Source organism: Rhodoferax sp. AJA081-3 (genome assembly GCF_017798165.1).
Taxonomy (GTDB): domain Bacteria; phylum Pseudomonadota; class Gammaproteobacteria; order Burkholderiales; family Burkholderiaceae_C; genus Allorhodoferax.
In genome coordinates, this window is the sequence record NZ_CP059068.1 from 2,977,972 (window position 1) to 3,001,002 (window position 23,031).

Below are 23,031 nucleotides of genomic sequence, written 5' to 3' on the forward strand. Positions count from 1 at the left end.
TGGTCTAGTGGTTGTCTGCACCATCAACCATCCAGGCGGGAATATCGCGCTTCATATGCAGCACCCGCCAAACGTCGATGTGGTCCTCATGTTCTACGTAGAACACGAGGTACGGGTATTTGTGCAAAGACCAGGAGCGTAGTTCAGGAATACCCAACTCATGCGCATAGCGCGGTGAGCCCGTTGCGGGGTGCTTGCCGATGTGTGCGTAGGCACGTTCCAGCGCGTCCACAAATCCAAGCGCAGCAGTCGGCGCGTCCTGTTCTAAGTAATGCGCAATGGCCTGCTCGGTATCGCCCAGTGCCAACGTGCGCTGAATCAGCGCCTTGGACTTCACTTGGATTTCTTGCTGGTGATGCGCTTGCGCAGGGTATCGAAGTAGTTGGCATCTACAGGTGCCGTTGGTGCAGATTGGGCACCTGCAAGTAACAGACCGCGCAGCTGTTGCCGATCCTGATCTTTGCGGATCAGTTCACGCACGTACTCGCTACTGGTTCCGAAGCCACGCGAGCCAACTTGCGTATCAACGAATTCCTTGAGGCCTTCGGGCAGGGAAATGTTCATGGTGCTCATGCTGGCCATTTTAGGGAGTTTGGCAAAATTTGCCAAACTAGGCGTCATATGTTGACGGGATCAGCAAGTTCTTGGAGTCTCCTAGCCTGCGGAATCAACACTTTCAGTGACACCTAGTCCAAGACATCAGGAGAAATCCGGAAGTGTCTTTGCAGTTTTGCCAGCAATTCCTCATTGGCGCCATCGATTGCTTTGAGTTTTTGTTCCTGGTTGGGCCAAGTGAAGAACTGATAGAGCTTAGTCGCGAGGTTTGTGTCTATTTCCAGTACTTCCTGGAAAACTTGCCAAGAACACTGAGAAGGTTCGTACAGCGGCCACCCGGTTTGGTCGCCGTTGTAGATCGCTGCGAGGCCACGCAAACTGGAGTGAGAAATTGCCATGCCCGACGGGTTGGCAATGTTCTCAATACCTGAAAGGTAATGTGCTATCCGGTCTAGCGTTTTGGTAGTTTTGCCAAGTGCATCTTCGAGCCTCTTTGCGTGTTGTTCGAGTGCTGTGGACTCCTGCAGAGTACCGAGCAAACTCTGCAAATCCATATGGAATGTTTCGGTCAAACGTTTTCCCTCACCTTGATGAAAGTAGGAAACTTCAACAGAAAAGTCCTGAACGATCTTGTCAGTGCCCAACCAAACACCGACGCCATAGAAAAATGATAGAAGTCGCTTTGGTGGGAGCGTTTTTATCCCACGGGATAGGGGTTTTGGTTCCCCATGCTCCCATTTCAAACGCTCTGAGAATTGAAATTCAACGTCTGTGGCTGAGTAGGTTCCTACATTCTCGACACAGAACTGGAGCAGTTGACCCTGAACTATGTCAATACGAACAGATATCAGCGGTGGAAGAGCTATCTGCCGATTTCGTACATCGCGTATCTCGTAGTCTTCCATCGGAGCACATTTGAAATTGTGTCGTTTGTAATACCGATGAGTGTGTCTGTCCTGGTGTGGGCCTCGATCACTTGCGGGCACGGAAACGGCGTAGATGAACCGGCTTTCAGAGAGGGCAATCTCGGTTATTCGCAGGCCTAGCAGTTTCGGGGCAACATTGCTTTGAATTTTGTTTTCTATCCATTCCTTGTGATTGCGGTCTTCATTCGACAAGCCCTCATCAACGCTTTCAGCGCAGTGGTCATTCTCAACAATGCCGTAAATGATGACCCCGCCGTCTGAGTTTGCGAATGCAGAGATGTCTTTTGATATTTCATCCAGCTTCCCTCTAACGAGTGCTTCGCTGGCCTTAAATTCAAGATGAAGTGACTCCGATTCACGAGCTGCAATGAGGGCGTGTACTTCGGATAAGGTGGTGGGATGTCGGTAGGGCGTAAGCGTTGTCATCATGTGCTTTTTTTGTGAAGAGTGGCTTTCCAAGCCTGCTCAGTCAATGTAAACGCAATGCCATTGATCTCAAACCACCCCAGCCCTCTCCAACATCGCATGCAGCAGCACATTGCACCCCGCCGTGATGTGCTCTGGCTTCGCATCCTCAATCTCGTTGTGGCTGATACCGTCCTTGCAGGGGATAAAAATCATCCCGGCAGGTGCCAGCTTGGCCATGTAGACGGCGTCGTGGCCAGCGCCTGACACGGCAGGCATATTGCTGTAGCCCAGCTTCTTGGCGGCGCGGCCCACGGCGTCCACGCAGTCCGGGTGGAAGGCGATGGCGTTGTAGCTGGACACCAGTTCAATTTTGACGTCCACGCGGTGTTCCTTGGCCACTTTGGCGGCGAAGGCCTTTACCTCGTCGGCCATTTTGTCCACCAGCACGTCGGTGCTGTTGCGCAGGTCGATGCTGAACTTCACACTGCCAGGGATCACGTTGCGGCTATTGGGGAAGACCTGCACCATGCCCACGGTGCCTCGGCCGTGGGGCGGGTGGCGGTGGGCGGCGGCCACCACGTCTTGCATGATGTGGGTGGCGGCCAGAAGCGCGTCTTTGCGCAGCGCCATGGGGGTGGGGCCGGCATGGGCTTCCATGCCGGTCACGGTGCAGTCAAACCAGCGGATACCCAGCACTCCACTGACCACGCCAATGGTTTTGTTGTTGTCTTCCAGCACCGGGCCTTGTTCGATGTGGGTCTCGAAGTACGCGCCTATGGGGTGGTCGCCGGGCTCTTGGGTGCCGATGTAGCCAATGCGCTCCAGCTCGCCCTTGACGGTCTTGCCTTCGGTGTCCGTCGCTGCATAGGCATGCTCCAGCGTGAAGGCCTTGGCGAACACGCCTGAGCCCATCATCACCGGCACAAAACGCGAGCCTTCTTCATTCGTCCAGAACGCCACCTCAATCGGCGCTTCGGTTTCTATGCACAGGTCGTTCAGCGTGCGCACCACTTCCAGCCCCGCCAGCACGCCGTAGTTGCCGTCGAACTTGCCGCCGGTGGGTTGGGTGTCGATATGGCTGCCGGTCATGATGGGCGGCAGGCTGTTGTTGCGCCCGGCGCGGCGCATGAAACCGTTGCCGATCTTGTCGATGGTGACCGTCATGCCCGCTTCCTCGGCCCAGCGCAGCACCAGGTCGCGGCCCTGTTTGTCCAGATCGGTCAGCGTCAGGCGGCACACGCCGCCCTTGGGCGTGGCGCCAATTTTGGCCAGTTCCATCAGCGAGGCCCACAGGCGGTCACCGTTGATGTGGATGTTGGAGATGTCCAGCACAGTGTCGATGTGGGTATCGATGTGGGTGTCGGCGTCGATATCGATGTGCGTTTTGCTGCTCATGGTGGTGATTCCTTTACCTATAACCTTACCGCTTTACGGCGGTGGGTGCCAAGGTCTCGGCGCGCAGCTTGGTCGCCGCAAAGTTGGTGCCAAAGGCCGGGCGTTTGATGTAGCGCCCCTTGCCCTGCACGGCGCGCAGGTCGCCCTGCACAAATACCAACTCGCCCTGGCTGATGGTGTGGCTGGGGATGCCTTTGACGGTACGGCCTTCAAAGATGTTGAAGTCGCCCTTGCTGAACTGCGTCTTGGCGGACAGGGTCTTGGTTCCCGCCGGGTCCCAGACCACGATGTCGGCATCTGCCCCCGCCGACACACTGCCCTTTTGCGGGTAGATGTTGAACAGCTTGGCGGTGTTTACCGAGGTGATGGCGACAAACTCGGATGGTGTCAGGCGCCCGGTGTTGACACCTTCGTCCCAGATGACGGCCAGGCGTTCTTCGACACCACCGCAGCCGTTGGGGATCTTGCTGAAGTCGTCTTTGCCCGCGGCTTTTTGCGCGGCGCAGAAGGTGCAGTGGTCCGTTGCCGTGGTGTGCAGGTTGCCGCTTTGCAGGCCGCGCCACAGAAAATCCTGGTTGCCCTTGGGGCGGAATGGGGGGCTCATGACGTGCGCGGCGGCGGTGGCGAAGTCGGGATGGCGGTAGACGCTGTCGTCTATGACCAGGTGGCCGGCCAGCACCTCGCCGTACACACGCTGGCCGCGGGCGCGGGCGCGGGCGATGGCCTCGGCCGCTTCAATGCAGCTGACGTGCACCACGTAGATAGGCACGTTCAACACATCGGCGATGGCGATGGCGCGGTTGGCGGCTTCGGCCTCGACCATGGGTGGGCGGGATAGGGGGTGGCCTTCGGGGCCTTTGATGCCCATCTCGGCCACGGTCTTTTGCAGCAAGAAGACCAGCTCGCCATTCTCGGCATGTACGGTGGGCATGGCGCCCAACTCGACGCAGCGCTTGAAGCTGTTCACCAGGGTTTCGTCGTCACACATGATGGCGTTTTTGTAGGCCATGAAGTGTTTGAAGCTGTTGATGCCCTCTTGCTGCACCAGCGTGCCCATGTCGCGTTTGACGCTCTCGTCCCACCAGGTGATGGCGACGTGGAAGGAATAGTCGCCCGCCGATTTTTCGGCCCAGCCGCGCCAGGTCTGGTAGGCCTCCATGATGGACTGCTGCGGGTTGGGGATGACGAAGTCGATGATGCTGGTGTTGCCACCCGCCAGGCCGGCCGCCGTGCCGGTGTAGAAGTCGTCCATGGTGGTGGTGCCCATGAACGGCAGCTGCATGTGGGTGTGCGGGTCTATGCCGCCCGGCATCACGTATTGGCCACCGGCATCCACCACGGTGGCGCCCGCAGGGGCGGCCAGGTTCTCGCCCACGGCGGTGATCTTGCCGTCTTGCGTGATCACATCGGCTTTAAAGGCCCTGTCAGCGTTGACGACCGTGCCGCCACGGATGAAGAGAGTTGTCATAAATACTCCTAATTTTGTAGCAATACACGAAGCATTCTCGGGGGCTAGAGGCCGATTTCGCTTAAAGACCCTAGGCTGAAGGGGCTACACGCATGGGGTTGTTGGCATGTGTTGTCCAGTCCGCGTATTTATCGCTCACAACCTGCCCGGTGCGCAAGTCTTTTTCGCCGGGTGCCAAGTCGCGCAGCGTGATGCATTCTGGCACCGGGCAGACGGTCACGCACAGGTTGCAGCCCACACATTCGTCTTCTTTGACCTCGAAGAAACGTTTGCCGTCCTTCATGTTGGTGATGGCCTGGTGGCTGGTGTCTTCACAGGCGATGTGGCAGCGCCCGCACTGGATGCAGCTGTCCTGGTTGATGACGGCCTTGCTGATGTGGTTCAGGTTCAGGTACTGCCAGTTGGTGACCGTGGGCACGGCCTTGCCGACGATTTCACTCACACTCTTGAAACCCATCTCGTCCATGTAGTTGGACAAACCGTCGCTCATCTCCTGCACAATCTTGAAGCCGTAGACCATGGCGGCCGTGCAGACCTGCACCGTGCCACTGCCCAGTGCGATGAAGTCCAGCGCGTCGCGCCAGTTGCCAATGCCGCCAATGCCGCTGATGGGCAGGCCGGCGGTTTGTGGATCGCGCGCAATCTCGGCCACCATGTTCAACGCAATCGGTTTGACGGCCGGGCCGCAATAACCGCCGTGGCTGCCCTTGCCACCAGTGCTGGGCGACATGGTCAGCGTGTACGGGTCCACACCCATGATGGAGTTGATGGTGTTGATCAGGCTCACCGCGTCGGCACCGCCCTTTTTGGCGGCGCGGGCCGGCATGCGCACGTCGGTGATGTTGGGTGTGAGTTTCACGATGACGGGCAGCTTGCTGTACTGCTTGCACCATTCCGTCACCATCTGGATGTATTCCGGCACCTGGCCCACGGCGGCACCCATGCCGCGTTCACTCATGCCGTGCGGGCAGCCGAAGTTCAGCTCGATGCCATCGGCACCCGTATCGACCAAGCGTGCCAGGATGTCTTTCCACGATTTTTCTTCACATGGCACCATCAGCGAGACGACCATGGCGCGGTCGGGCCAGTTGCGCTTGACCTCGGTGATCTCGCGCAGGTTGAGCTCCAGGTCGCGGTCGGTAATCAGTTCGATGTTGTTGAAGCCCATCAGCCTGCGGTCGGGCGTGAGCAATGCGCCATAGCGGGGACCATTGACGTTGACGACCGGTGGCCCGGCCTCGCCCAGCGTTTTCCAGACCACACCACCCCAACCGGCTTCAAATGCGCGGTTGACGTTGTAGGCCTTGTCGGTGGGCGGGGCGGATGCCAGCCAGAAGGGGTTGGGGCTTTTGATGCCGACGAAATTGGTGGCGAGATTGGCCATGGTGCTTCTCCAATACTGTGTTCGTGGCGCTTAGGCGTTGAGGAATGCGTGGATGGCGTGGGCCGATTGTTTGCCATGCTCCACCGCTTCCACCGTCAGGTCCAGCCCACCGGCACGGCAGTCGCCACCGGCCCAGACGCCGGTCAGGTTGGTGGTGCCCGCGGCATCTGTTGCAATACGGCCACCCTCCAGCGCGAAACCGGCTGCAGCCAGCACCGGGTTGCCGAGCTTCTGGCCAATGGCCTTGAGCACGGTGTCGGCCTCGAATGTGGTCTCTCGTCCGGTGGTTTGCATCTTGCCGTCGACCATGGCTTGCTCAGCGAAGCGCACGCCAGTCACATAACCATCGCGACCCAGAATATCTACCGGCGCCAGCCAGTGGTGGATGGTGACGCCATTGGTTTGCGCCCATTCCAGTTCTTCGGCAGAAGCCGACATGCCCTCGGGACCCCGCCGGTAGACCATGTGCACACTCTGGGCGCCCAGCAGCTTGCTTTGCACAGCAGCGTCTACCGCCGTCATGCCGCCGCCAATAACGACCACACGGCGGCCCACGGGCAAGGTGGACAGGTCCGGCGTCTGGCGCAGCGTGGCGATGAAGTCCACCGCGTCTTGCACGCCTTGCAGGGCCTCGCCCGGCACGTCCAGCGCGTGTGTGGTGGCCAGACCCAGTCCCAGGAACACGGCGTCGTAGTCCTTGCGCAGGGCTTCCAGCTGGGCGGTGGTCTCCAGCTTCCAGTTGGCTTGGATGGTGATGCCGCCAATGTCCAGCAGCCACTGCACTTCGCGCTGGGCGAAGTTGTTGGGCGTCTTGTAGCTGGCCAGGCCGTATTCGTTCAGGCCGCCGGCCTTGGGCTTGGCGTCGAACACCACCACGTCGTGGCCTTTGCGCGCCAGCGTGTAGGCACAGGCCAGGCCGGCGGGGCCAGCGCCGACCACAGCGATCTTTTTGCCGGTGGCCTTTTCGCGGGTGAATATCTGGGGTTTGTCGCTTTCCATCAGCGCATCCACCGCATGGCGCTGCAGACGGCCAATCGCTACCGGGCGGTCTTCTTGTGTGTTGCGCACACACACGGCCTCGCACAGGTTTTCGGTGGGGCAGACCCGGGCGCACATGCCACCTAACGGGTTGGACTCCAAAATGGTGCGTGCCGAACCGCGCAGGTTGTCGTCTGCAATACGCTTGATGAAGGACGGCACGTCGATGCTGGTGGGGCAGGCCGTGGCGCAGGGTGCGTCGTAACAATAGAGGCAGCGCTCGGCCTCCAGCAGGGCCTGCGTGCGGGTCAACCGCGGGGTGGCGTCGGCAAAACGCTGCGCGTAGTCGCTGGCGACCAGGCGGCCGGGGCGAACATCGGGTTGGGGAGAGGTGGACACGCTGGCAACTCCTGTTCAATAAAATCTGACCGTTTAGTCAAGTTCTCGCTGTCATGCTAGCAAGTGTGGTGCCAGTTTGTATCTAGGGGTTTATCCGCGGCCGGCGTCAGCCGTTGCCGCCAGCCATTCACGAAACAGCTTCAGGGCCGCGGGCTCATCGCCCCGCAGAGGCACCACCAGGTAATACGCCCGCTCGCCGCGCAGGGGTTGGTCGCAGGCCACCACCAGATCGCCACGCGCCAGCTCGGTCTCTATTAATAGACGCGGCACCAGGGCCACGCCCAGGCCGTAGATGGCGGCCGTAGCCGTCATCGAGAACAACTCGTAGCGGGGCCCGGATAAGGCGTGGGGCGTGGCAACCCCCATGGCGTCAAACCACTGGCTCCAGCCAAAAGGGCGCGTGCTTTGCTGCAGCAGCGGCAGCTCGGCGACAGCCTCGGGGCTCAATGGCCCGGTTTGGCCCAGCAGACCCGGCGCACACACCGGCAACACGTCTTCATGCACCAACAGCGTGGCCTGTGTGCCGGCCCAGTTGGCCACCTGCTCGGCGGTGCCGGCAAACAGCGCGCCGTCAAAACCGGTGTCGGCAAACAAAAAGGGCCGGGTGCGGGTCTCGATGTGCACCACGATGTTCGGGTGTTGTGCCTGCAATTGGGGCAGGCGCGGGATCAGCCAGCGGGTGGCAAACGTGGGTACCGCCGCCAGATGCACCGCACCTTGGGTGCCCTGGGTAGACATGGCGTTCAGCGTATCGCGCTCCAACGCCAGCAGGCGCTCGGCCACCTGGGCGGCGTACTCACGGCCGCGCGGGGTCAGCGCAACACCGTGGCGGGTGCGGGTGAACAGCGCCTGGCCCAGGTATTCCTCCAGCGCAGCCACCTGGCGCGACACTGCGCTTTGCGTCAAGGCCAGTTCCTGTGCGGCGCGGGTGTAACTTTCGTGGCGGGCGGCCGCTTCAAAACACAGCAGCGTGTGGGTGGCAGGAATCTTGCGTCGCATGGTGGGCCAGTGTAGCCAGCCCCAAAACACCCGTGTAAAGCACTCGGATGTTGACCTTTTGTAAGGCCGGCCAAGGGATGCAGACCCTAAAATGGCGGCCTTCGCAGTGGATGTTTCCGCCGATATTTTTTTTGTTAGCGCCCATGTCCGCCGTTAGTTTTTTGATTTCCGACCCCAGCCCTGCACTGCAAACCTTCACACAGCAACTGCTGTCCGGGTATGGCTTCGATGCCGCGGCGATAAAAACCGCTTCCACCCCGCATGCTGCCGCGGAAATTGCGGCATCACACAAACCCGATTTTCTGATCACCGACTGGTTTGCCAAGGAAGCCCTCACCGGTATTGCGCTGCACAAAACCCTGCTCAAAGACAACCCCAACTGCCAGTTTGCACTGCTGTCACAGGCCAGCAGCCCCACGCACCAACAAGAGGCCGATGAAGCAGGTGCCTTGTTTTTGCTGGCCAAGCCCTTCACTGCCGATGCCATGCGCTCGGCCGTACGCACCGCACTGGAGCAATTGGCGCCGCTGCATCCCGGCATTGCCAGCAAGCTCGGCGCCCACCAGGCCAGCGCCAAGCCCGCCCGACCCGTCTATGTGGCGCCCCCCAGCCTGCCGCAGTTCAAACCCGGCGACCGGGTGGTCTACGCCAACCGCACGGAGTCCGTCAAACACGTGATCCTGCGTCGCGGGGAACTGGTGTTGCAACTGGACGGCATTCCGGGCATGGTGGAAGCCACCAAGGTCAAACGCCTCTGATGTAGCCGTGCACATGGCCAGGTATGCGCCCAACGCATACCTGGGTGACAAACAATCGTTTGTTCTTGCCTGGGTTCGGCACTACGATGCGGGGTGAAACACCCCTTATTCGGAGACTCCCCCATGGCACACGCAGCATCCTTCAATTGGCAAGACCCTTTTTTGCTGGACAGCCAGCTCAGTGACGACGAACGCATGGTGCGCGATGCCGCTGCCGCCTACTGCCAGGACAAACTGCTACCCCGTGTGACCCAGGCCTTCCGCGACGGCACAACCGACCCCGCCATCTTCCGCGAAATGGGTGAACTGGGCCTGTTGGGCCCCACCATCCCCGAGCAATACGGCGGCCCCAGCCTCAACTACGTGTCTTACGGCCTGATTGCCCGCGAGGTGGAGCGTGTGGACAGCGGCTACCGCTCGATGATGAGCGTGCAAAGCAGCCTGGTCATGGTGCCGATTTTTGAGTTTGGCACCGAGGCGCAACGCCAGAAGTATTTGCCCAAACTGGCCACCGGTGAATGGATTGGCTGTTTTGGCCTGACCGAACCCGACCACGGCTCCGACCCCGGCTCCATGGCCACCCGCGCCCACAAAGTGGCCGGTGGCTACAAGTTGAGCGGCAGCAAGATGTGGATCTCCAACAGCCCGATTGCCGATGTGTTTGTGGTCTGGGCCAAAGAGGTGAGCGAAGGCGGCCAGGTCGGCCCGATTCGCGGATTTGTGTTGGAAAAAGGCATGGCCGGCTTGAGCGCTCCCGCGATCCACGGCAAGGTGGGCCTGCGCGCCTCCATCACCGGTGAAATCGTCATGGACGGCGTGTTCTGCCCCGAAGAGAACGCCTTTCCCGAAGTGCGTGGCCTGAAGGGCCCGTTCACCTGCCTGAACAGCGCCCGTTATGGCATTGCTTGGGGTGCGCTGGGTGCGGCAGAAGACTGCTGGCTGCGGGCACGCCAGTACACCATGGACCGCAAACAGTTTGGCAAACCCCTGGCGGCCAACCAGTTGATCCAGAAGAAGCTGGCGGACATGCAGACCGAAATTGCGCTGGGCTTGCAGGGGTGTCTGCGGCTGGGGCGGATGAAGGATGAGGGGACTGCTTCTGTGGAGATCACTTCTATCTTGAAGCGGAACTCGTGTGGCAAGTCGTTGGATATTGCGCGCTTGGCGCGGGACATGATGGGGGGCAATGGGATTTCGGACGAGTTTGGGGTGGCGCGGCATTTGGTGAATCTGGAAGTGGTCAACACGTACGAAGGCACCCATGACATCCATGCTTTGATTTTGGGACGTGCGCAGACTGGGATTGCTGCTTTCTGAATATGTTTTTTTGAGGGAGGCCGTGTGCTGCGCAGCTTTTGTAGGTCCCCACTCTCCCCCAACCCCTCTCGCCCCGCCGGGCGAGAGGGGAGCCTTAACAGCCGATCGGGTTGCTTCGCGCCGAATACGGAACTACAGGAGTGGCGTCGCCAACGAATGGGTAAACATAGAGTGGTTGCCAACGGTCGTAGAGGCCTCCAACTGTTGCGGTGCTCGCGCTGGCGGGCTCGCGTAGCGGCCCGCTTTGGGTGCGCAAGCCCCTCAGCCGTTGACTACGACCGCAACGCAAGAAGCATGAGCACACCAACACGTACCGCAACCTCACATAGGTAGCACCGTATTCGAAGCGAACAGACAAAATCGGCTGTTAAGGCTCCCCTCTCGCCCGGCGGGGCGAGAGGGGTTGGGGGAGAGTGGGGACCTACAAAAGCTGCGCAGCCAAAGCCCTAACTGCCAATAAACGTAGACGTAGAAAGCCAGCAATGAAAACTGAAGAAAAACCCTCCGCCCTCCCCCACATCAAGGTCCTGGACCTCTCCCGCGTCCTGGCCGGCCCCTGGTGCACCCAAATGCTGGCCGACATGGGCGCCGACGTCGTCAAGGTAGAAAAGCCAAAAGAAGGCGACGACACCCGCCACTGGGGTCCCCCCTTCCTGCAGGACGCCAATGGCAAAGACACGGAACACGCCACCTACTTCACCGCCTGCAACCGCAACAAACGCTCGGTCACCATCGACATGGCTAAGCCTGAAGGCCAGGCACTGATACGCCAGATGGCGGCCAACAGTGACGTGCTGGTGGAAAACTTCAAGGTCGGCGGCCTGGCCAAATACGGGCTGGACTACGAGAGCCTGAAGACCATCAACCCTCGCCTGATCTACTGCTCGATCACCGGCTTTGGCCAAGACGGACCCTACGCCGAGCGCGCCGGTTACGACCTGATGATCCAGGCCATGAGCGGCATGATGAGCATCACCGGCAACCCCCCAGGCACGCCGGGCGGCGGGCCGCTGCGGGTGGGTGTGGCGCTGACCGATTTGTTCACCGGGGTGTATGCCTGCAGCGCCATCTTGGCGGCCATCGAGGTGCGCCACCGCACCGGCGTGGGCCAGTACATCGACATGGCGCTGCTGGACGTGGGCATGGCGATTCTGGCCAACCAGGCGGCGGGGTTCTTGAACACGGGCAAGGTGCCGCAGCGCCAGGGCAACAGCCACCCTAGCCTGGTGCCCTACCAGTCGCTGCCAACCTTGGACGGTGCCATGCTGCTGGCCGTGGGCAATGACGGCCAGTTTGCCCGCTTTTGCGAAGTGGCCGGCCAGCCCCAGTGGGCACATGACCCGCGTTACACCACCAACACGCTGCGGGTGGCCAACCGCGAGTCCCTGATCCCGCAGATCGAGGCGGTAACACGCACCCAGACCACCGCCCAGTGGGTGGCCCTGCTGGAGCACAAGGCTGTGCCCTGCGGCCCCATCAACGCCGTGGACCAGGCCTTTGCCGATGCCCAGGTCGTAGCCCGTGGCCTTAAGGTAAATCAGCCTCTAGCCCCCGTGATTGCTGACAGTACCGCTATCACTTCAGTAGCAAGCGTGGCCAGCCCCTTGCGGATGCTGGATACACCACCGGTGTTGCACCGGCCGCCACCCGCACTGGGGGAACACACCGATGCGGTACTGGCCGGGCTGGGCCTGGACGCCGCGGCCATCACCCGTTTGCGCGACCAGGGCGTGGTCTAACAACGCGCCGCCGGGCCGCCCCAAGGCGCGTTAGCCCCCTTGGGGGGCAGAGAGCCACACGCAGTGGGCGAACGTGGGGGCCATATTGCACCCTTGGGGTTTCCAAATGCCTCTGCTATCCTGAGGCATGGTCACCCCCTTGCGTGACCTCCCAAGCCAGGTGGCATGAAGAAGTCCTCCGACCCGGTACACCTTTGTGCAGAAGTCGCGCTCATCGTAGCGCTGACGGAGAGCCTGGTCATGTTTGCCCTGCCCGAGCTGGCGCCCGGCCTGACCCCGCTGGGCAAGACCCTGGTCAACGTGATACTGCTGGTTCTGCTGGCCGGGCCCGCCGTGTACTGGCGTTGTGCCATCCACTTGCGCCGCCAACACAGCAGTGTGGAAAACACTACACCCCCGTCCGCTGCCACCAGCACTGCCAAGGGGGGCACACAGACCCCCTTCAATATTGGCGCCGCCATTGGGCTGACAGCCTTGGCCCAGGTGCTGGGCCTGGCTGCCACCGCGGCGCTGGTGGTGTGGCTCAAGCAGGATCTGGACAAGGACGCCCAGATCCTGTTTGACCGGGGGGCCGAGCGCATCGAAACCGAGGTCAAGCGCCGCTTCAACCAACCCTTGCAGGGGCTCAAGGGTGCACGCGGCGCCTATGCCGCCAGCAGGACCATATCGCGCCGGGAGTTCAAGGCGTTTGTGGAGTCGCGCGACCTGGCCGCCGAGCTGCCGGGCATACGGGGTTTTGGTTTTGTGGCCAGGGTGCCGCGGGACAAGCTGCGCGCCTTCATCACCGCTGAGCGGGCCGACTTTGCCCCCCACTTCGACGTGCGCACCCAGGGCGATGCGGCCGACCTGTTTGTTGTCAAGTTCATAGAACCCCTGACCAACAACTGGGCCGCACTGGGCCTGGACCTGGGGCAGGAGGCTGTGCGCCGCGAAGCGCTGGAGCGGGCCATGAACACCGGGCAAGCCGCCCTGAGCGGCAAGCTGACGCTGGTGCAGGATGCCAAACAGTCGCCGGGGCTGCTGTATTTTCTGCCGGTCTACCGCCAAGGCGTAGACCCCGTCACGGTGGCGCAACACCAGGCCGCGCTGGTGGGCCTGTTATACGCACCCATGGCCGCCAGTGAACTGCTGGATGGTGTGGCCCATATTGCCGATAACGGCATCCGTGTGGAGTTGTGGGACGGTGTGGTGGGCGACCCGCAGCACCTGTTGTATGACTCCGAAAGCAGCGCGCCAGCACAGGCGCCCGACGGCGCAGGGTCGCTGGGCACAGCGCAGGTCCTGGAGCAGGTCCACCCGGTTGCGGTTGGTGGGCGGGTGCTGCAGCTGCGCCTGCGCAGCAATGCCCTGTTCAACGCCACACAAGACCGCTCCAGCCTGGCGCTGGCCGCCATTTCCGGCGCCATGGCCAGCATGTTGGGCGCACTGAGTGTGTGGCTGCTGGCGCTGGGGCGTCTGCGTGCCCAGCGCCTGGCCGAGCGCATGACCGCGGACCTGGACCGCCTGGCCCGTGTGGTGCAGCACACCAACAACGCGGTCACCATTGCCGACCCCTTTATGCGTATCACCTGGGTCAACGAAGGTTTCACCCAGTTGACCGGCTACACGCTGGAGGAGGCACTGGGCAAAACACCGGGCGAGCTGGTGGGCAGTGGCAAGGCCGACCCTGCCGTCATCGCACGATTGCGGTCCGCCGTGGAGCGCGAAGAAGCCTGCCGGGTCGAGGTACTGAACCGCGCCAAAAACGGCAGGGAGTTCTGGGTGGACACCGAGGTGCAACCCACCCGCGACGCCGAGGGCGTGCTGATCGGTTTCATGGAAATCGGCACCGACATCACCATGCAGAAACAGGTCCAGCAAACCCTGGCCGAGATGTCGGACCGCATGGCGCTGGCCATAGAGGGCGGCAGCGACGGTTTGTGGGACTGGATGGACCTGAAGGCGCAACCGCAGTGGTGGTCGCCCAGTTATTACCAGCTCATCGGTTATGCACCCCACGAGCTGCCGGCGTCCGTAGAGGCGTTCAACCGCATCCTGCACCCCGAACATGTGCAGCGCTGCCACGATGCCGCCGCCGCGGCCATCACCGGCACCCGGGACTACGACGTGGAGCACCTGCTGCACACCCGGGACCAGGGTTACCGCTGGTTTCGCACACGGGCCAAGGTATTCCGCAATGCGGCGGGGCGTGCGGTGCGCATGGCCGGCTCCACACAAGACATCCACGACCGCAAGTTGGCCGAAGAACAGCTCAAGGACGCCGTGGCCCGTGCCGAGCAGGCCAGCGTGGCCAAGAGCCAGTTCGTGGCCAATATGAGCCACGAGATCCGCACGCCCATGAACGCCATTCTGGGCATGCTGCAGCTCTTGCAAAACACCCCCCTCACCGCTGAACAGCAAGACTTCGCCCAGAAGACCGAAGGCGCAGCCCGTTCACTGCTGGGCCTGCTCAACGACATACTGGATTTCTCCAAGGTGGAGGCCGGCAAGATGACGCTGGACCCCCGGCCCTTCAACCTGGACAAGATGCTGGGCAACCTGGCCGTCATCCTGTCGGCCAATATCGGCACCAAGCCCGTGGTGGTGCGTTACGAGGTGGAAGCTGCGGTACCCCGTGGCCTGCTGGGCGACGACATGCGCCTGCAGCAGGTGCTGATCAACCTGGGTGGCAATGCCATCAAGTTCACGCCCCAGGGCGAAGTGCTGTTGCGGGTGCGGGTGGTGGAGCGCAGTGCCGTGGATGTGGTGCTGGAGTTCACTGTCAGCGACACCGGTATTGGCATTGCACCCGAGAACCAGGCGCACATCTTCGGCGGCTTCTCGCAGGCCGAAGCCTCCACCACCCGACGTTTTGGCGGCACGGGCCTGGGGCTGTCCATCTCCAGCCGCCTGGTGCAGTTGCTGGGGGGTGCGCTCACCCTGCGTAGTGCGCTGGGGCAGGGCAGCCACTTCAGCTTTTCCATCCGGCTGCCCCTGGCAGACGTGGCAGACCCGCAGTTGCCACCACCAGCCCCCCCGGGCGACAGCACCCACGCACCCAAGCCCAAACGCCTGGCCGGCATGCGCCTGCTGGTGGTGGAGGACAACAAGATCAACCAGATGGTGGCCAAGGGCCTGCTCGTCAAAGAGGGGGCCGAGGTCACACTGGCCGATGACGGGCAGTTGGGCGTAGCCGCCGTGGCCGCGGCGCAGCCGCCGTTTGACGCTGTGCTGATGGATGTACAAATGCCGGTGATGGATGGCTACGCCGCCACCCGCGCCATCCGCCAGGAACTGGGCATGGCAGAGCTTCCCATCGTCGCCATGACGGCCAATGCCATGGCCTCGGACCGCGCGGCCTGCCTGGATGCCGGCATGGACGACCACATTGGCAAGCCTTTTGTGCTGGATGACCTGGTGCTGGTGCTGCTGCGCCTGACCCAGCACGCGCCGCATCTGGCAGACCGCACGGAGCACTGAGCCGTGGCACCACTGCCCACCGCGCTGACCCGCCGCATCCTTGTGTTGTGGTGTGCGTGCCTGTTGCTGTGTACCGGTGTGGGTCTGGGCGTGTTGGTGTGGCAGCTCGACACCGCTGGCGTGGCCGCCAGTCTGTGGCCCCAGGCGCAAGTGGCATTGGGCGCTGGTCTGGCTTGCCTGCTTGCCTGCGTGTTGCTGATCCGTATGACCCTGCTGCGCTGGCTGGGCGGCCTGCCCCGACTGCGCAGCATGGTGGAAGCGCTGGACCAACATGCCATCGTCAGTGTGGCCGATGCGCAGGGCAATATCGTCTACGCCAACGACCGGTTTTGCGAGATCACGGGTTACAGCCGCGCGGAATGGATGGGGCGCAGCCTGCGCGACCTGCGCTCGGGTGTGCACCCGCAGGCCTACTTTGACGAAATCTGGAGCACCCTGTTTGCAGGCCGGGTATGGCGTGGCGAAATCTGCAGCCGCAAACGCAATGGAGAGCTCTACTGGGTCGACGCCACCATGGTCCCCGTACGGGCCGACGACGGCCGCTCCCACCAGTACGTCGCCATCCGCACCGACATCACGGCCCGCAAACACGCAGAGCAAGAGCGTGAAGCGGCCCACGCCGTGTTGGCAAAACAGACCGCACAAATGCAGGCGGTGCTGGACCACATCTCCCAGGGTGTGGCCATGATTGCACCGGACAAAACCGTGGCCTTCCAGAGCCAGCGGGTCATGGAGTTGCTGGAGATCCCCACACACCTGCACGACGCCCCGCTGGCCGAGATCATTGCCTTCCAGAATACACGCGGCGATTTTGGCAAGGACTTTGAATTGGTCGAGGAATCGGCCCGGGCCTATCTGCGCGCTGTGGGCACTGCAACACCCCTGCCAGCGCCTTCGCGCTACACCCGGCGCACGTTGTCCGGGCGCACACTGGAAATCGGTTCTGCAACACTGCCCGACGGCGGCTCGGTACGCACCTTCACCGACGTCACCAGTTATGTGCAGGCCCAAGCCCAGGCGGAACAGGCCAGCATCGCCAAGGGCCAGTTCCTGGCCAATATGAGCCACGAGATCCGCACACCCATGAATGCCATTCTGGGCATGCTGCAGCTCTTGCAAAACACCCCGTTGACGCCGGAACAGCAGGACTTTGCCCACAAGACCGAAGACGCGGCCCGTTCGCTGCTGGGCCTGCTCAACGACATACTGGACTTTTCCAAAATAGAGGCCGGCAAGATGGTGCTGGACCCGCGGCCTTTTGACCTGGACAAGGTGCTGGGGAATCTGGCCGTCATCTTGTCGGCCAATATCGGGGACAAGCCCGTCGTGTACCGGTATGGGGTGGACGCCGCCGTGCCCCGCGGCCTGTTGGGTGACGACATGCGCCTGCAGCAGGTGCTGATCAACCTGGGCGGCAATGCCATCAAGTTCACCAAACGCGGCGAGGTGGTTTTGCGTGTGCGCGTGCTGGAGATGTCTGCCACCGATGTGCAACTGGCGTTTGCGGTCAGCGACACCGGCATTGGCATTGCCGCTGAAAACCAGGCCCACATCTTCGACGGTTTTTCGCAGGCGGAAGCCTCCACCACACGGCGTTTTGGCGGCACCGGCCTGGGCCTGTCCATCTCCAGCCGATTGGTGCGCATGCTGGGTGGTGAGTTGACCCTCAACAGCACGCTGGGTCAGGGCAGCACGTTTTCGTTTCAGGCCCGCTTTGCGCTGGACGGTTCTGCGGTGGCACCGCTGTCATCCCGATTGGCCCCCGCCGCGGTCGCGCCTGTCAAACCCCAACGCCTGGCGGGGATGCGCCTGCTGGTGGTGGAAGACAACAAGATCAACCAGATGGTGGCCAAAGGCCTGCTCGTCAAAGAGGGCGCCGAGGTCACATTGGCCGACGATGGGCAACTGGGTGTGGCCGCAGTGGCCGCCGCGCAGCCGCCGTTTGACGCCGTGCTGATGGATGTACAAATGCCAGTGATGGATGGCTACGCCGCCACCCGCGCCATCCGCAGCGACCTGGGCCTGGTGCACCTGCCCATCATTGCCATGACGGCCAACGCCATGGCCTCGGACCGTGCCGCCTGCCTGGAGGCCGGCATGGACGAACACATCGGCAAGCCTTTTGAGCTGAACCACCTGGTGGCCACGCTGCAAAGGCTGGTGCATGCCAGGGTGAGTTAGGCCGGGCGGCCCAATGCCTCCCAGCGCTCCAGTGCCGCCATCAGCTCGTCGTCGATCTGGGCATTGCGGGTGGCCAGCTTCATGGCGCGCACATTGTCGACCGCGTACAGGCTGCCATCGGCCAGGGCCGCGTTGATCTCCGCCTGCTCGGCCTCCAGCGCGGCGATCAGGTCGGGCAGGCCGTCCAGCTCGCGTTGTTCCTTGAAGCTGAGTTTTTTGGCCTTGGCGGGTGCGGGTGCAGCGGGGGCCTGGGCACTCACCTGCGCCGTGGCTTGCTCCTGCTTTTGTAGCTGCTCGCGTTCGTAGTTAAAGGGCTTGGCCGTGGTTTTGCCCTGGGCGGCGTTGATGGCGTTGGCGCGTTTGGTCTGTATCAGCCAGTCGCTGACGCCGCCTTCGTATTCGCGCCACTTGGCGTCACCCTCGTACGCAATCGTGCTGGTAACCACGTTGTCCAAAAAGGTCCGGTCATGGCTGACCAGGAACACCGTGCCGTCGTAGTTTTGCAGCAGGTCTTCCAGCAGTTCCAGTGTGTCGATGTCCAAGTCGTTGGTGGGCTCGTCCAACACCAGCACGTTGGCGGGGCGGGCAAACAGGCGGGCCAGCAGCAGGCGGTTGCGCTCGCCACCGCTCAAGGAACGCACGGGTGACGTGGCACGTGCCGGCGAAAACAAGAAGTCGCCCAGGTAACTCTTGCGGTGTTTCTTCTGGTTGCCAATCTCGATCCACTCGCTGCCAGGGCTGATGAAGTCTTCCAGCGTGGCGTCCAGATCCAGCGCGTTGCGCATCTGGTCAAAGTAGGCCACGGTGATGTTGGCGCCCTGGCGCACCGTGCCCCAAGGGCTGTGGCCGGGTTCAGGCTTGGGTGCGTTGGCGGGTGCCGGGTCGGCCTGGTGGTCGCCCAGGATGAGTTTGAGCAACGTGGTTTTGCCGGCGCCGTTGGGGCCCAGCAGGCCAATCTTGTCGCCGCGCAGGATGGTGGCGGTGAAGTCGTCCACGATCTTGCGGTCACCAAAGGTCTTGCTGACATGCGTCAACTCGGCCACCAGCTTGCCGCTCTTGTCGCCGGTGTTGACGTCCATGTTCACGCTGCCCACCACGTCACGGCGCGCGGCGTGTTTGGCGCGCAGTTCGTCCAGGCGCACGATACGTGCCGTGGCGCGGGTGCGGCGGGCTTCCACGCCCTTGCGTATCCACACCTCTTCTTGCGCCAGCAGCTTGTCGGCCTTGGCGTTGATGACGGCCTCTTGCGCCAGCTGCTCTTCCTTTTGTGTCAGGTAGGCGGCAAAGTTGCCGGGGTAACTCATCAGCTTGCCGCGGTCCAGCTCCACGATGCGGGTGGCCACGTTGTCCAAAAAGGAGCGGTCGTGGGTGATGGTGATGATGGAGCCCTTGAAATCGACCAGCAGGCCTTCCAGCCATTCGATGGAGTCTAGGTCCAGGTGGTTGGTCGGCTCATCGAGCAGCAGCACATCGGGCTGGGCCACCAGGGCCTGGGCCAGGGCCACGCGTTTCTTGGTACCGCCCGACAGGGTGTTGATGATGGCGTCGGGGTTCAGGTGCAGGCGCTGCAGGGTTTCGTTGACCCGTTGTTCCCAGTTCCAGCCATCCAGGGTTTCGATCTCGCTTTGCATGGCGTCCAGGTCGCCATGACCCTGGCAGTACTCTTCGATCAGGCCTATAACCCTCTCCAAACCTGCGCGCACAGCTACAAAAACCGTAGCATCACCATCCAGTATGGGCTCTTGCGCCACGTAGGAGATACGTGTGCCGGTTTGCACCTGCAAGGTGCCATCGTCCGGGCGCTCCATGCCACCCAGAATCTTGAGCATGGAGGATTTGCCCGCGCCGTTGCGGCCGATCAGGCCCACGCGCTCCTGGGTTTCGAGGGAAAAGTCAGCGTGGTCGAGCAGCGGGACGTGCCCAAATGCCAGCTGGGCGTCAAGTAGAGTGATAAGTGCCATAGGGTTCCGGGTTAGCCCCCGATTATCGCCGCCCGGGGCAAATAGCCCCGTACAAACCCCAGCCATGGCTTTTTTCGACAAGCGCTATACACTGGACTTTTACCCTCCTTGTACCCTCGCATGCAATTGAACGTCGGGTTTTTGATCACATGGGCGCTAGTGGTGCCGTTGGCACAGGCCGCAACGGTGGCAGTGCAGGTGCAGGACGGCGCTGGCAAACCCCTGCCAGGTGCGGTGGTGTTTCTGGAATCGCGTGAAGCCCGGCAGTTGGCCAAGCCGCTGGCTGGCGCCGAAATCGCCCAGGTCGGCCGCCAGTTTGTGCCACGGGTGCTGGTGGTGCCGGCAGGCACGGCGGTAACTTTCCCCAACCGCGACACGGTGCGCCACCATGTGTATTCCTTCTCGCCCAACAAACAGTTCGAACTCAAGCTGTATACCGGCACGGCCGCCAACCCGGTGGTTTTTGACAAACCAGGCATCGCCGTTCTGGGCTGCAACATCCACGACAACATGAGCGCCTGGGTGGTGGTGGTGGAAACGCCGTTTTATGCATCTGCCGACCCCCAGGGCGCCACCAGCCTGCGGGATGTGCCGGCGGGCAACTACCGCATGCGCGTCTGGCACCCCGGCCTGGCCGTGGGGGCACCCGCGGCTGAGCAGGCCTTGGTGGTCAGCGCCACCGATGTTGCACTGACCTACCGCCTGGGCGGTGTCACCCCATGAAATGGCAGTGGCGGCCGGATAACTGGGGCCTGTCCTCGCGCATTGTTGCGCTGTCCCTGTTGCTGTTGCTGATCGTGCAGGCCGCGGTGTTCAGTGTGGTGCGCATCAGCATTGAGCAAAGCGCCAAACGCCAGGTGCAGCAGGAGCTACTGGTGGGCGAGCGGGTGTGGCGCCGCCTGCTGGACCAGAATGCACAAAAGCTGCAACAGGGGGCCAGTCTGCTGGCGGCGGACTACGGCTTCCGCGAAGCCGTCAACACCAAGGACGACGAGACCATTCGCTCGGTGCTGGAAAACCATGGCGCCCGCATAGGCGCAACCGTCACCGCACTGATGGACACCGGCATGGCCCTGCGCGCCGTGGGCGAGGGGCAAGACAGCACGGATCTGCAAGGCCTGCTGGGCCGCCTGACCAGCCCCGGCCAGCGTGACACCCAAGGCAGCCAGGTGGCGCTGGTGGGCCGCACGCCCTACCAGTTTGTGCTGGTGCCCATCAAGGCGCCCGTGGTGGTGGGCTGGGTGCTGATGGGTTTCCCTATCAACCAGAAACTGCTGGACGACATGCGGGCCATCTCCGACATGCACCTGGCCCTGGTTAGTGAAGCCACCGGTGAGAAGCGCCAGATCGTCTCCACCACCCTGCCAGCCGGAGCCCTGCGTGCGCTGGAGGCCACCGCGGCCGATGTGGCCGAGCTGGCGGTAGACGACGACCGCCTGATTGCACGGAGCGTCAAGCTGGATGCCGGTTCCTTTGGCAGCGTGCGCACCCTGTTGTTCCGCTCGGTCAACGAGGTGGTGGCGCCTTTCCGCCAGGCCCAGGTGGCACTGGCCTGGATCACCGGCCTGGGTGTGGTGTTGTTTGCCATTGGCAGCGTGTTTGCCGCACGGCGCGTGACCACGCCCCTGCGCTCCCTGGTCCACGCCACGGAGGTCCTGGGGCGCGGCCAATACGACCTGCCCATGCAGCACACCGACCGGCATGACGAGATTGGCGACCTGGCCAAGGCCTTTGATGCCATGCGCATCAACATTGGCGCGCAACAGAACGAGATCCGCACGCTGGCCTATTGGGACCGCCTGACAGGCTTGCCCAACCGGGCGCGCTTTCGCGAGGCCGTGCAGACGCAGATCCAGACCGGTAGCGCAGGTCGGCCGGACTCCGGCAACAGCATGGCCATCCTGATGCTGGACATTGACCGCTTCAAACATGTCAACGATGTGCTGGGCTACTCCTTTGGCGACCAGTTGCTGATCGCCGTGGCCAAGCGGCTGACCGAGCAGGACATGCGGGCCGACGACATGGTGGCACGCCTGGGCGGTGATGAATTCGCCGTGATGCTGACGGGCAGCGATGCGGACGCGGCCCTCACCGTGGCCCGGCGCATCGCCAAGTCGTTCGAGCAGCCCCTGGCCTTTGAAGAACAAACGGTGGACATGAGCGCCAGCATGGGCATCGCCTGCTTTCCGCAACACGCGCAGGACGTGGACGCCCTGCTCTCGCGTGCCGAGGTGGCCATGTACGCCGCCAAGTCGCGCACCACACTGATGCAGGTGTACGACGCCTCACTGGACTCGTCGAGCACCGAGACCCTGTCCATGTTGTCCGAGCTGCGCAATGCCGTGGCCCAGGGCGAGCTGCGCCTGTTTCTGCAACCCAAGATCAGCCTGGCCACGGGCCGCGTCTCCGCCGCCGAAGCGCTGGTGCGCTGGCAACACCCCCAGCGCGGACTGGTGCCACCCATGGAGTTCATACCCTTTGCCGAGCAGACCGGCTTTGTGCGCCAGTTGACCACCTGGATGTTTGAGGAATCCGCCCGCGTCAGCAAAACGCTGCAGGGCCTGGACGCGGGTTTCAAGCTGGCTATCAACCTCTCCACCCGCGACCTGCTGGACCTGGAGTTCCCGGCCCGCCTGGACGCCCTGCTGGCCCAGTACCAGGTACCCGCCAGCGCCTTTTGCCTGGAGATCACCGAGAGCGCCATCATGGACGACCCCCAGCGCGCCCAGAACACGCTGAACCTGCTGTCGGAGCGCGGCTTCAAGCTATCGATCGACGACTTTGGCACCGGCTACTCATCACTGGCCTACCTGAAGAGCCTGCCGGTGGACGAACTCAAGATCGACAAGTCGTTTGTGATGAATATGGAAAAGGACGAGGACGACGCCAAGATCGTGCGCTCTACGGTAGACCTGGCCCACAACCTGGGCCTGACCGTAGTGGCCGAGGGCGTGGAGAACGCGCTGATCTGGGACAAGCTCAAAGCCCTGGAATGCGACGAGGCGCAGGGGTATTTCATGAGCAAGCCAATTGCGGCGCACACGTTTGCGGCGTGGTGTGAGGGCTGGAATGCGAAGCAAGAGCAGGTGGCGTGAAAGCCGCCC

16 protein-coding genes are annotated in these 23,031 nt (G+C 62.4%); 7 read left to right on the forward strand and 9 right to left on the reverse strand.

All coding sequences use genetic code 11. The features are described 5' to 3' along the window. Positions 1–4: 4 nt before the first annotated feature. The 8 genes from HZ993_RS14060 to HZ993_RS14095 form a co-directional block, all read right to left on the reverse strand. Positions 5–337, reverse strand: coding sequence for a type II toxin-antitoxin system RelE/ParE family toxin (locus tag HZ993_RS14060; RefSeq protein ID WP_209393366.1), 333 nt, complete (start codon positions 335–337; stop codon positions 5–7). Further along, the gene (locus HZ993_RS14065; RefSeq protein WP_209393367.1) at positions 334–573 is read right to left on the reverse strand and encodes a type II toxin-antitoxin system ParD family antitoxin; all 240 of its coding nucleotides are present in this window, start codon (positions 571–573) and stop codon (positions 334–336) included. Before HZ993_RS14065 ends, HZ993_RS14060 begins: the two co-directional genes overlap by 4 nt. Before the next feature lie 113 nt (positions 574–686). Then, positions 687–1,910 carry a helix-turn-helix domain-containing protein gene (locus HZ993_RS14070; protein WP_209393368.1) on the reverse strand — a complete coding sequence of 408 codons (1,224 nt, stop codon included), beginning with the start codon at positions 1,908–1,910 and terminating at the stop codon, positions 687–689. A gap of 66 nt (positions 1,911–1,976) precedes the next feature. Beyond that, on the reverse strand, positions 1,977–3,167 hold the full coding sequence (locus HZ993_RS14075; RefSeq protein ID WP_245213985.1) for a Zn-dependent hydrolase: 1,191 nt from the start codon (positions 3,165–3,167) through the stop codon (positions 1,977–1,979). Positions 3,168–3,309: 142 nt separating this feature from the next. Next, positions 3,310–4,752: a dihydropyrimidinase gene (gene hydA / locus HZ993_RS14080; RefSeq protein WP_209393369.1), complete on the reverse strand. Its 1,443-nt coding sequence runs from the start codon at positions 4,750–4,752 to the stop codon at positions 3,310–3,312. A gap of 70 nt (positions 4,753–4,822) precedes the next feature. Beyond that, the gene (gene preA, locus HZ993_RS14085) at positions 4,823–6,136 is read right to left on the reverse strand and encodes an NAD-dependent dihydropyrimidine dehydrogenase subunit PreA (protein WP_209393370.1); all 1,314 of its coding nucleotides are present in this window, start codon (positions 6,134–6,136) and stop codon (positions 4,823–4,825) included. A gap of 30 nt (positions 6,137–6,166) precedes the next feature. Then, on the reverse strand, positions 6,167–7,513 hold the full coding sequence (locus HZ993_RS14090; protein ID WP_209393371.1) for an NAD(P)-dependent oxidoreductase: 1,347 nt from the start codon (positions 7,511–7,513) through the stop codon (positions 6,167–6,169). A gap of 90 nt (positions 7,514–7,603) precedes the next feature. After that, a complete protein-coding gene (locus tag HZ993_RS14095; protein ID WP_209393372.1) occupies positions 7,604–8,512 on the reverse strand; it encodes a LysR family transcriptional regulator in 909 nt (302 codons plus the stop codon). A gap of 143 nt (positions 8,513–8,655) precedes the next feature. On the opposite strand from HZ993_RS14095, the gene HZ993_RS14100 reads away from it, so the two are divergent. From HZ993_RS14100 to HZ993_RS14120, 5 genes are all read left to right on the forward strand, one after another. Next, a complete protein-coding gene (locus tag HZ993_RS14100) occupies positions 8,656–9,270 on the forward strand; it encodes a response regulator (protein WP_209393373.1) in 615 nt (204 codons plus the stop codon). Between the two features lie 123 nt (positions 9,271–9,393). Then, on the forward strand, positions 9,394–10,587 hold the full coding sequence (locus tag HZ993_RS14105) for an acyl-CoA dehydrogenase (protein ID WP_209393374.1): 1,194 nt from the start codon (positions 9,394–9,396) through the stop codon (positions 10,585–10,587). Between the two features lie 482 nt (positions 10,588–11,069). Further along, positions 11,070–12,326: a CaiB/BaiF CoA-transferase family protein gene (locus tag HZ993_RS14110; protein WP_209393375.1), complete on the forward strand. Its 1,257-nt coding sequence runs from the start codon at positions 11,070–11,072 to the stop codon at positions 12,324–12,326. Positions 12,327–12,491: 165 nt separating this feature from the next. Then, positions 12,492–15,785 carry a CHASE domain-containing protein gene (locus HZ993_RS14115; protein ID WP_209393376.1) on the forward strand — a complete coding sequence of 1,098 codons (3,294 nt, stop codon included), beginning with the start codon at positions 12,492–12,494 and terminating at the stop codon, positions 15,783–15,785. Between the two features lie 3 nt (positions 15,786–15,788). Beyond that, on the forward strand, positions 15,789–17,966 hold the full coding sequence (locus tag HZ993_RS14120) for an ATP-binding protein (RefSeq protein ID WP_209393377.1): 2,178 nt from the start codon (positions 15,789–15,791) through the stop codon (positions 17,964–17,966). On the opposite strand, the gene HZ993_RS14125 is transcribed toward HZ993_RS14120, so the two are convergent. Continuing rightward, positions 17,963–19,927 (reverse strand): ATP-binding cassette domain-containing protein, encoded by a 1,965-nt coding sequence (locus HZ993_RS14125; RefSeq protein WP_209393378.1) that lies wholly within the window; start codon positions 19,925–19,927, stop codon positions 17,963–17,965. The genes HZ993_RS14120 and HZ993_RS14125 overlap by 4 nt on opposite strands. Positions 19,928–20,047: 120 nt before the next feature. Here HZ993_RS14125 and HZ993_RS14130 point away from each other — a divergent pair, with 120 nt between their 5' ends. Together HZ993_RS14130 and HZ993_RS14135 are read left to right on the forward strand one after the other, a co-directional pair. Beyond that, positions 20,048–20,650 carry a methylamine utilization protein gene (locus HZ993_RS14130; protein WP_209393379.1) on the forward strand — a complete coding sequence of 201 codons (603 nt, stop codon included), beginning with the start codon at positions 20,048–20,050 and terminating at the stop codon, positions 20,648–20,650. Then, complete coding sequence (locus HZ993_RS14135; protein WP_209393380.1) at positions 20,647–23,022, forward strand: bifunctional diguanylate cyclase/phosphodiesterase; 2,376 nt, start codon at positions 20,647–20,649, stop codon at positions 23,020–23,022. Before HZ993_RS14130 ends, HZ993_RS14135 begins: the two co-directional genes overlap by 4 nt. Positions 23,023–23,031: the final 9 nt, after the last annotated feature.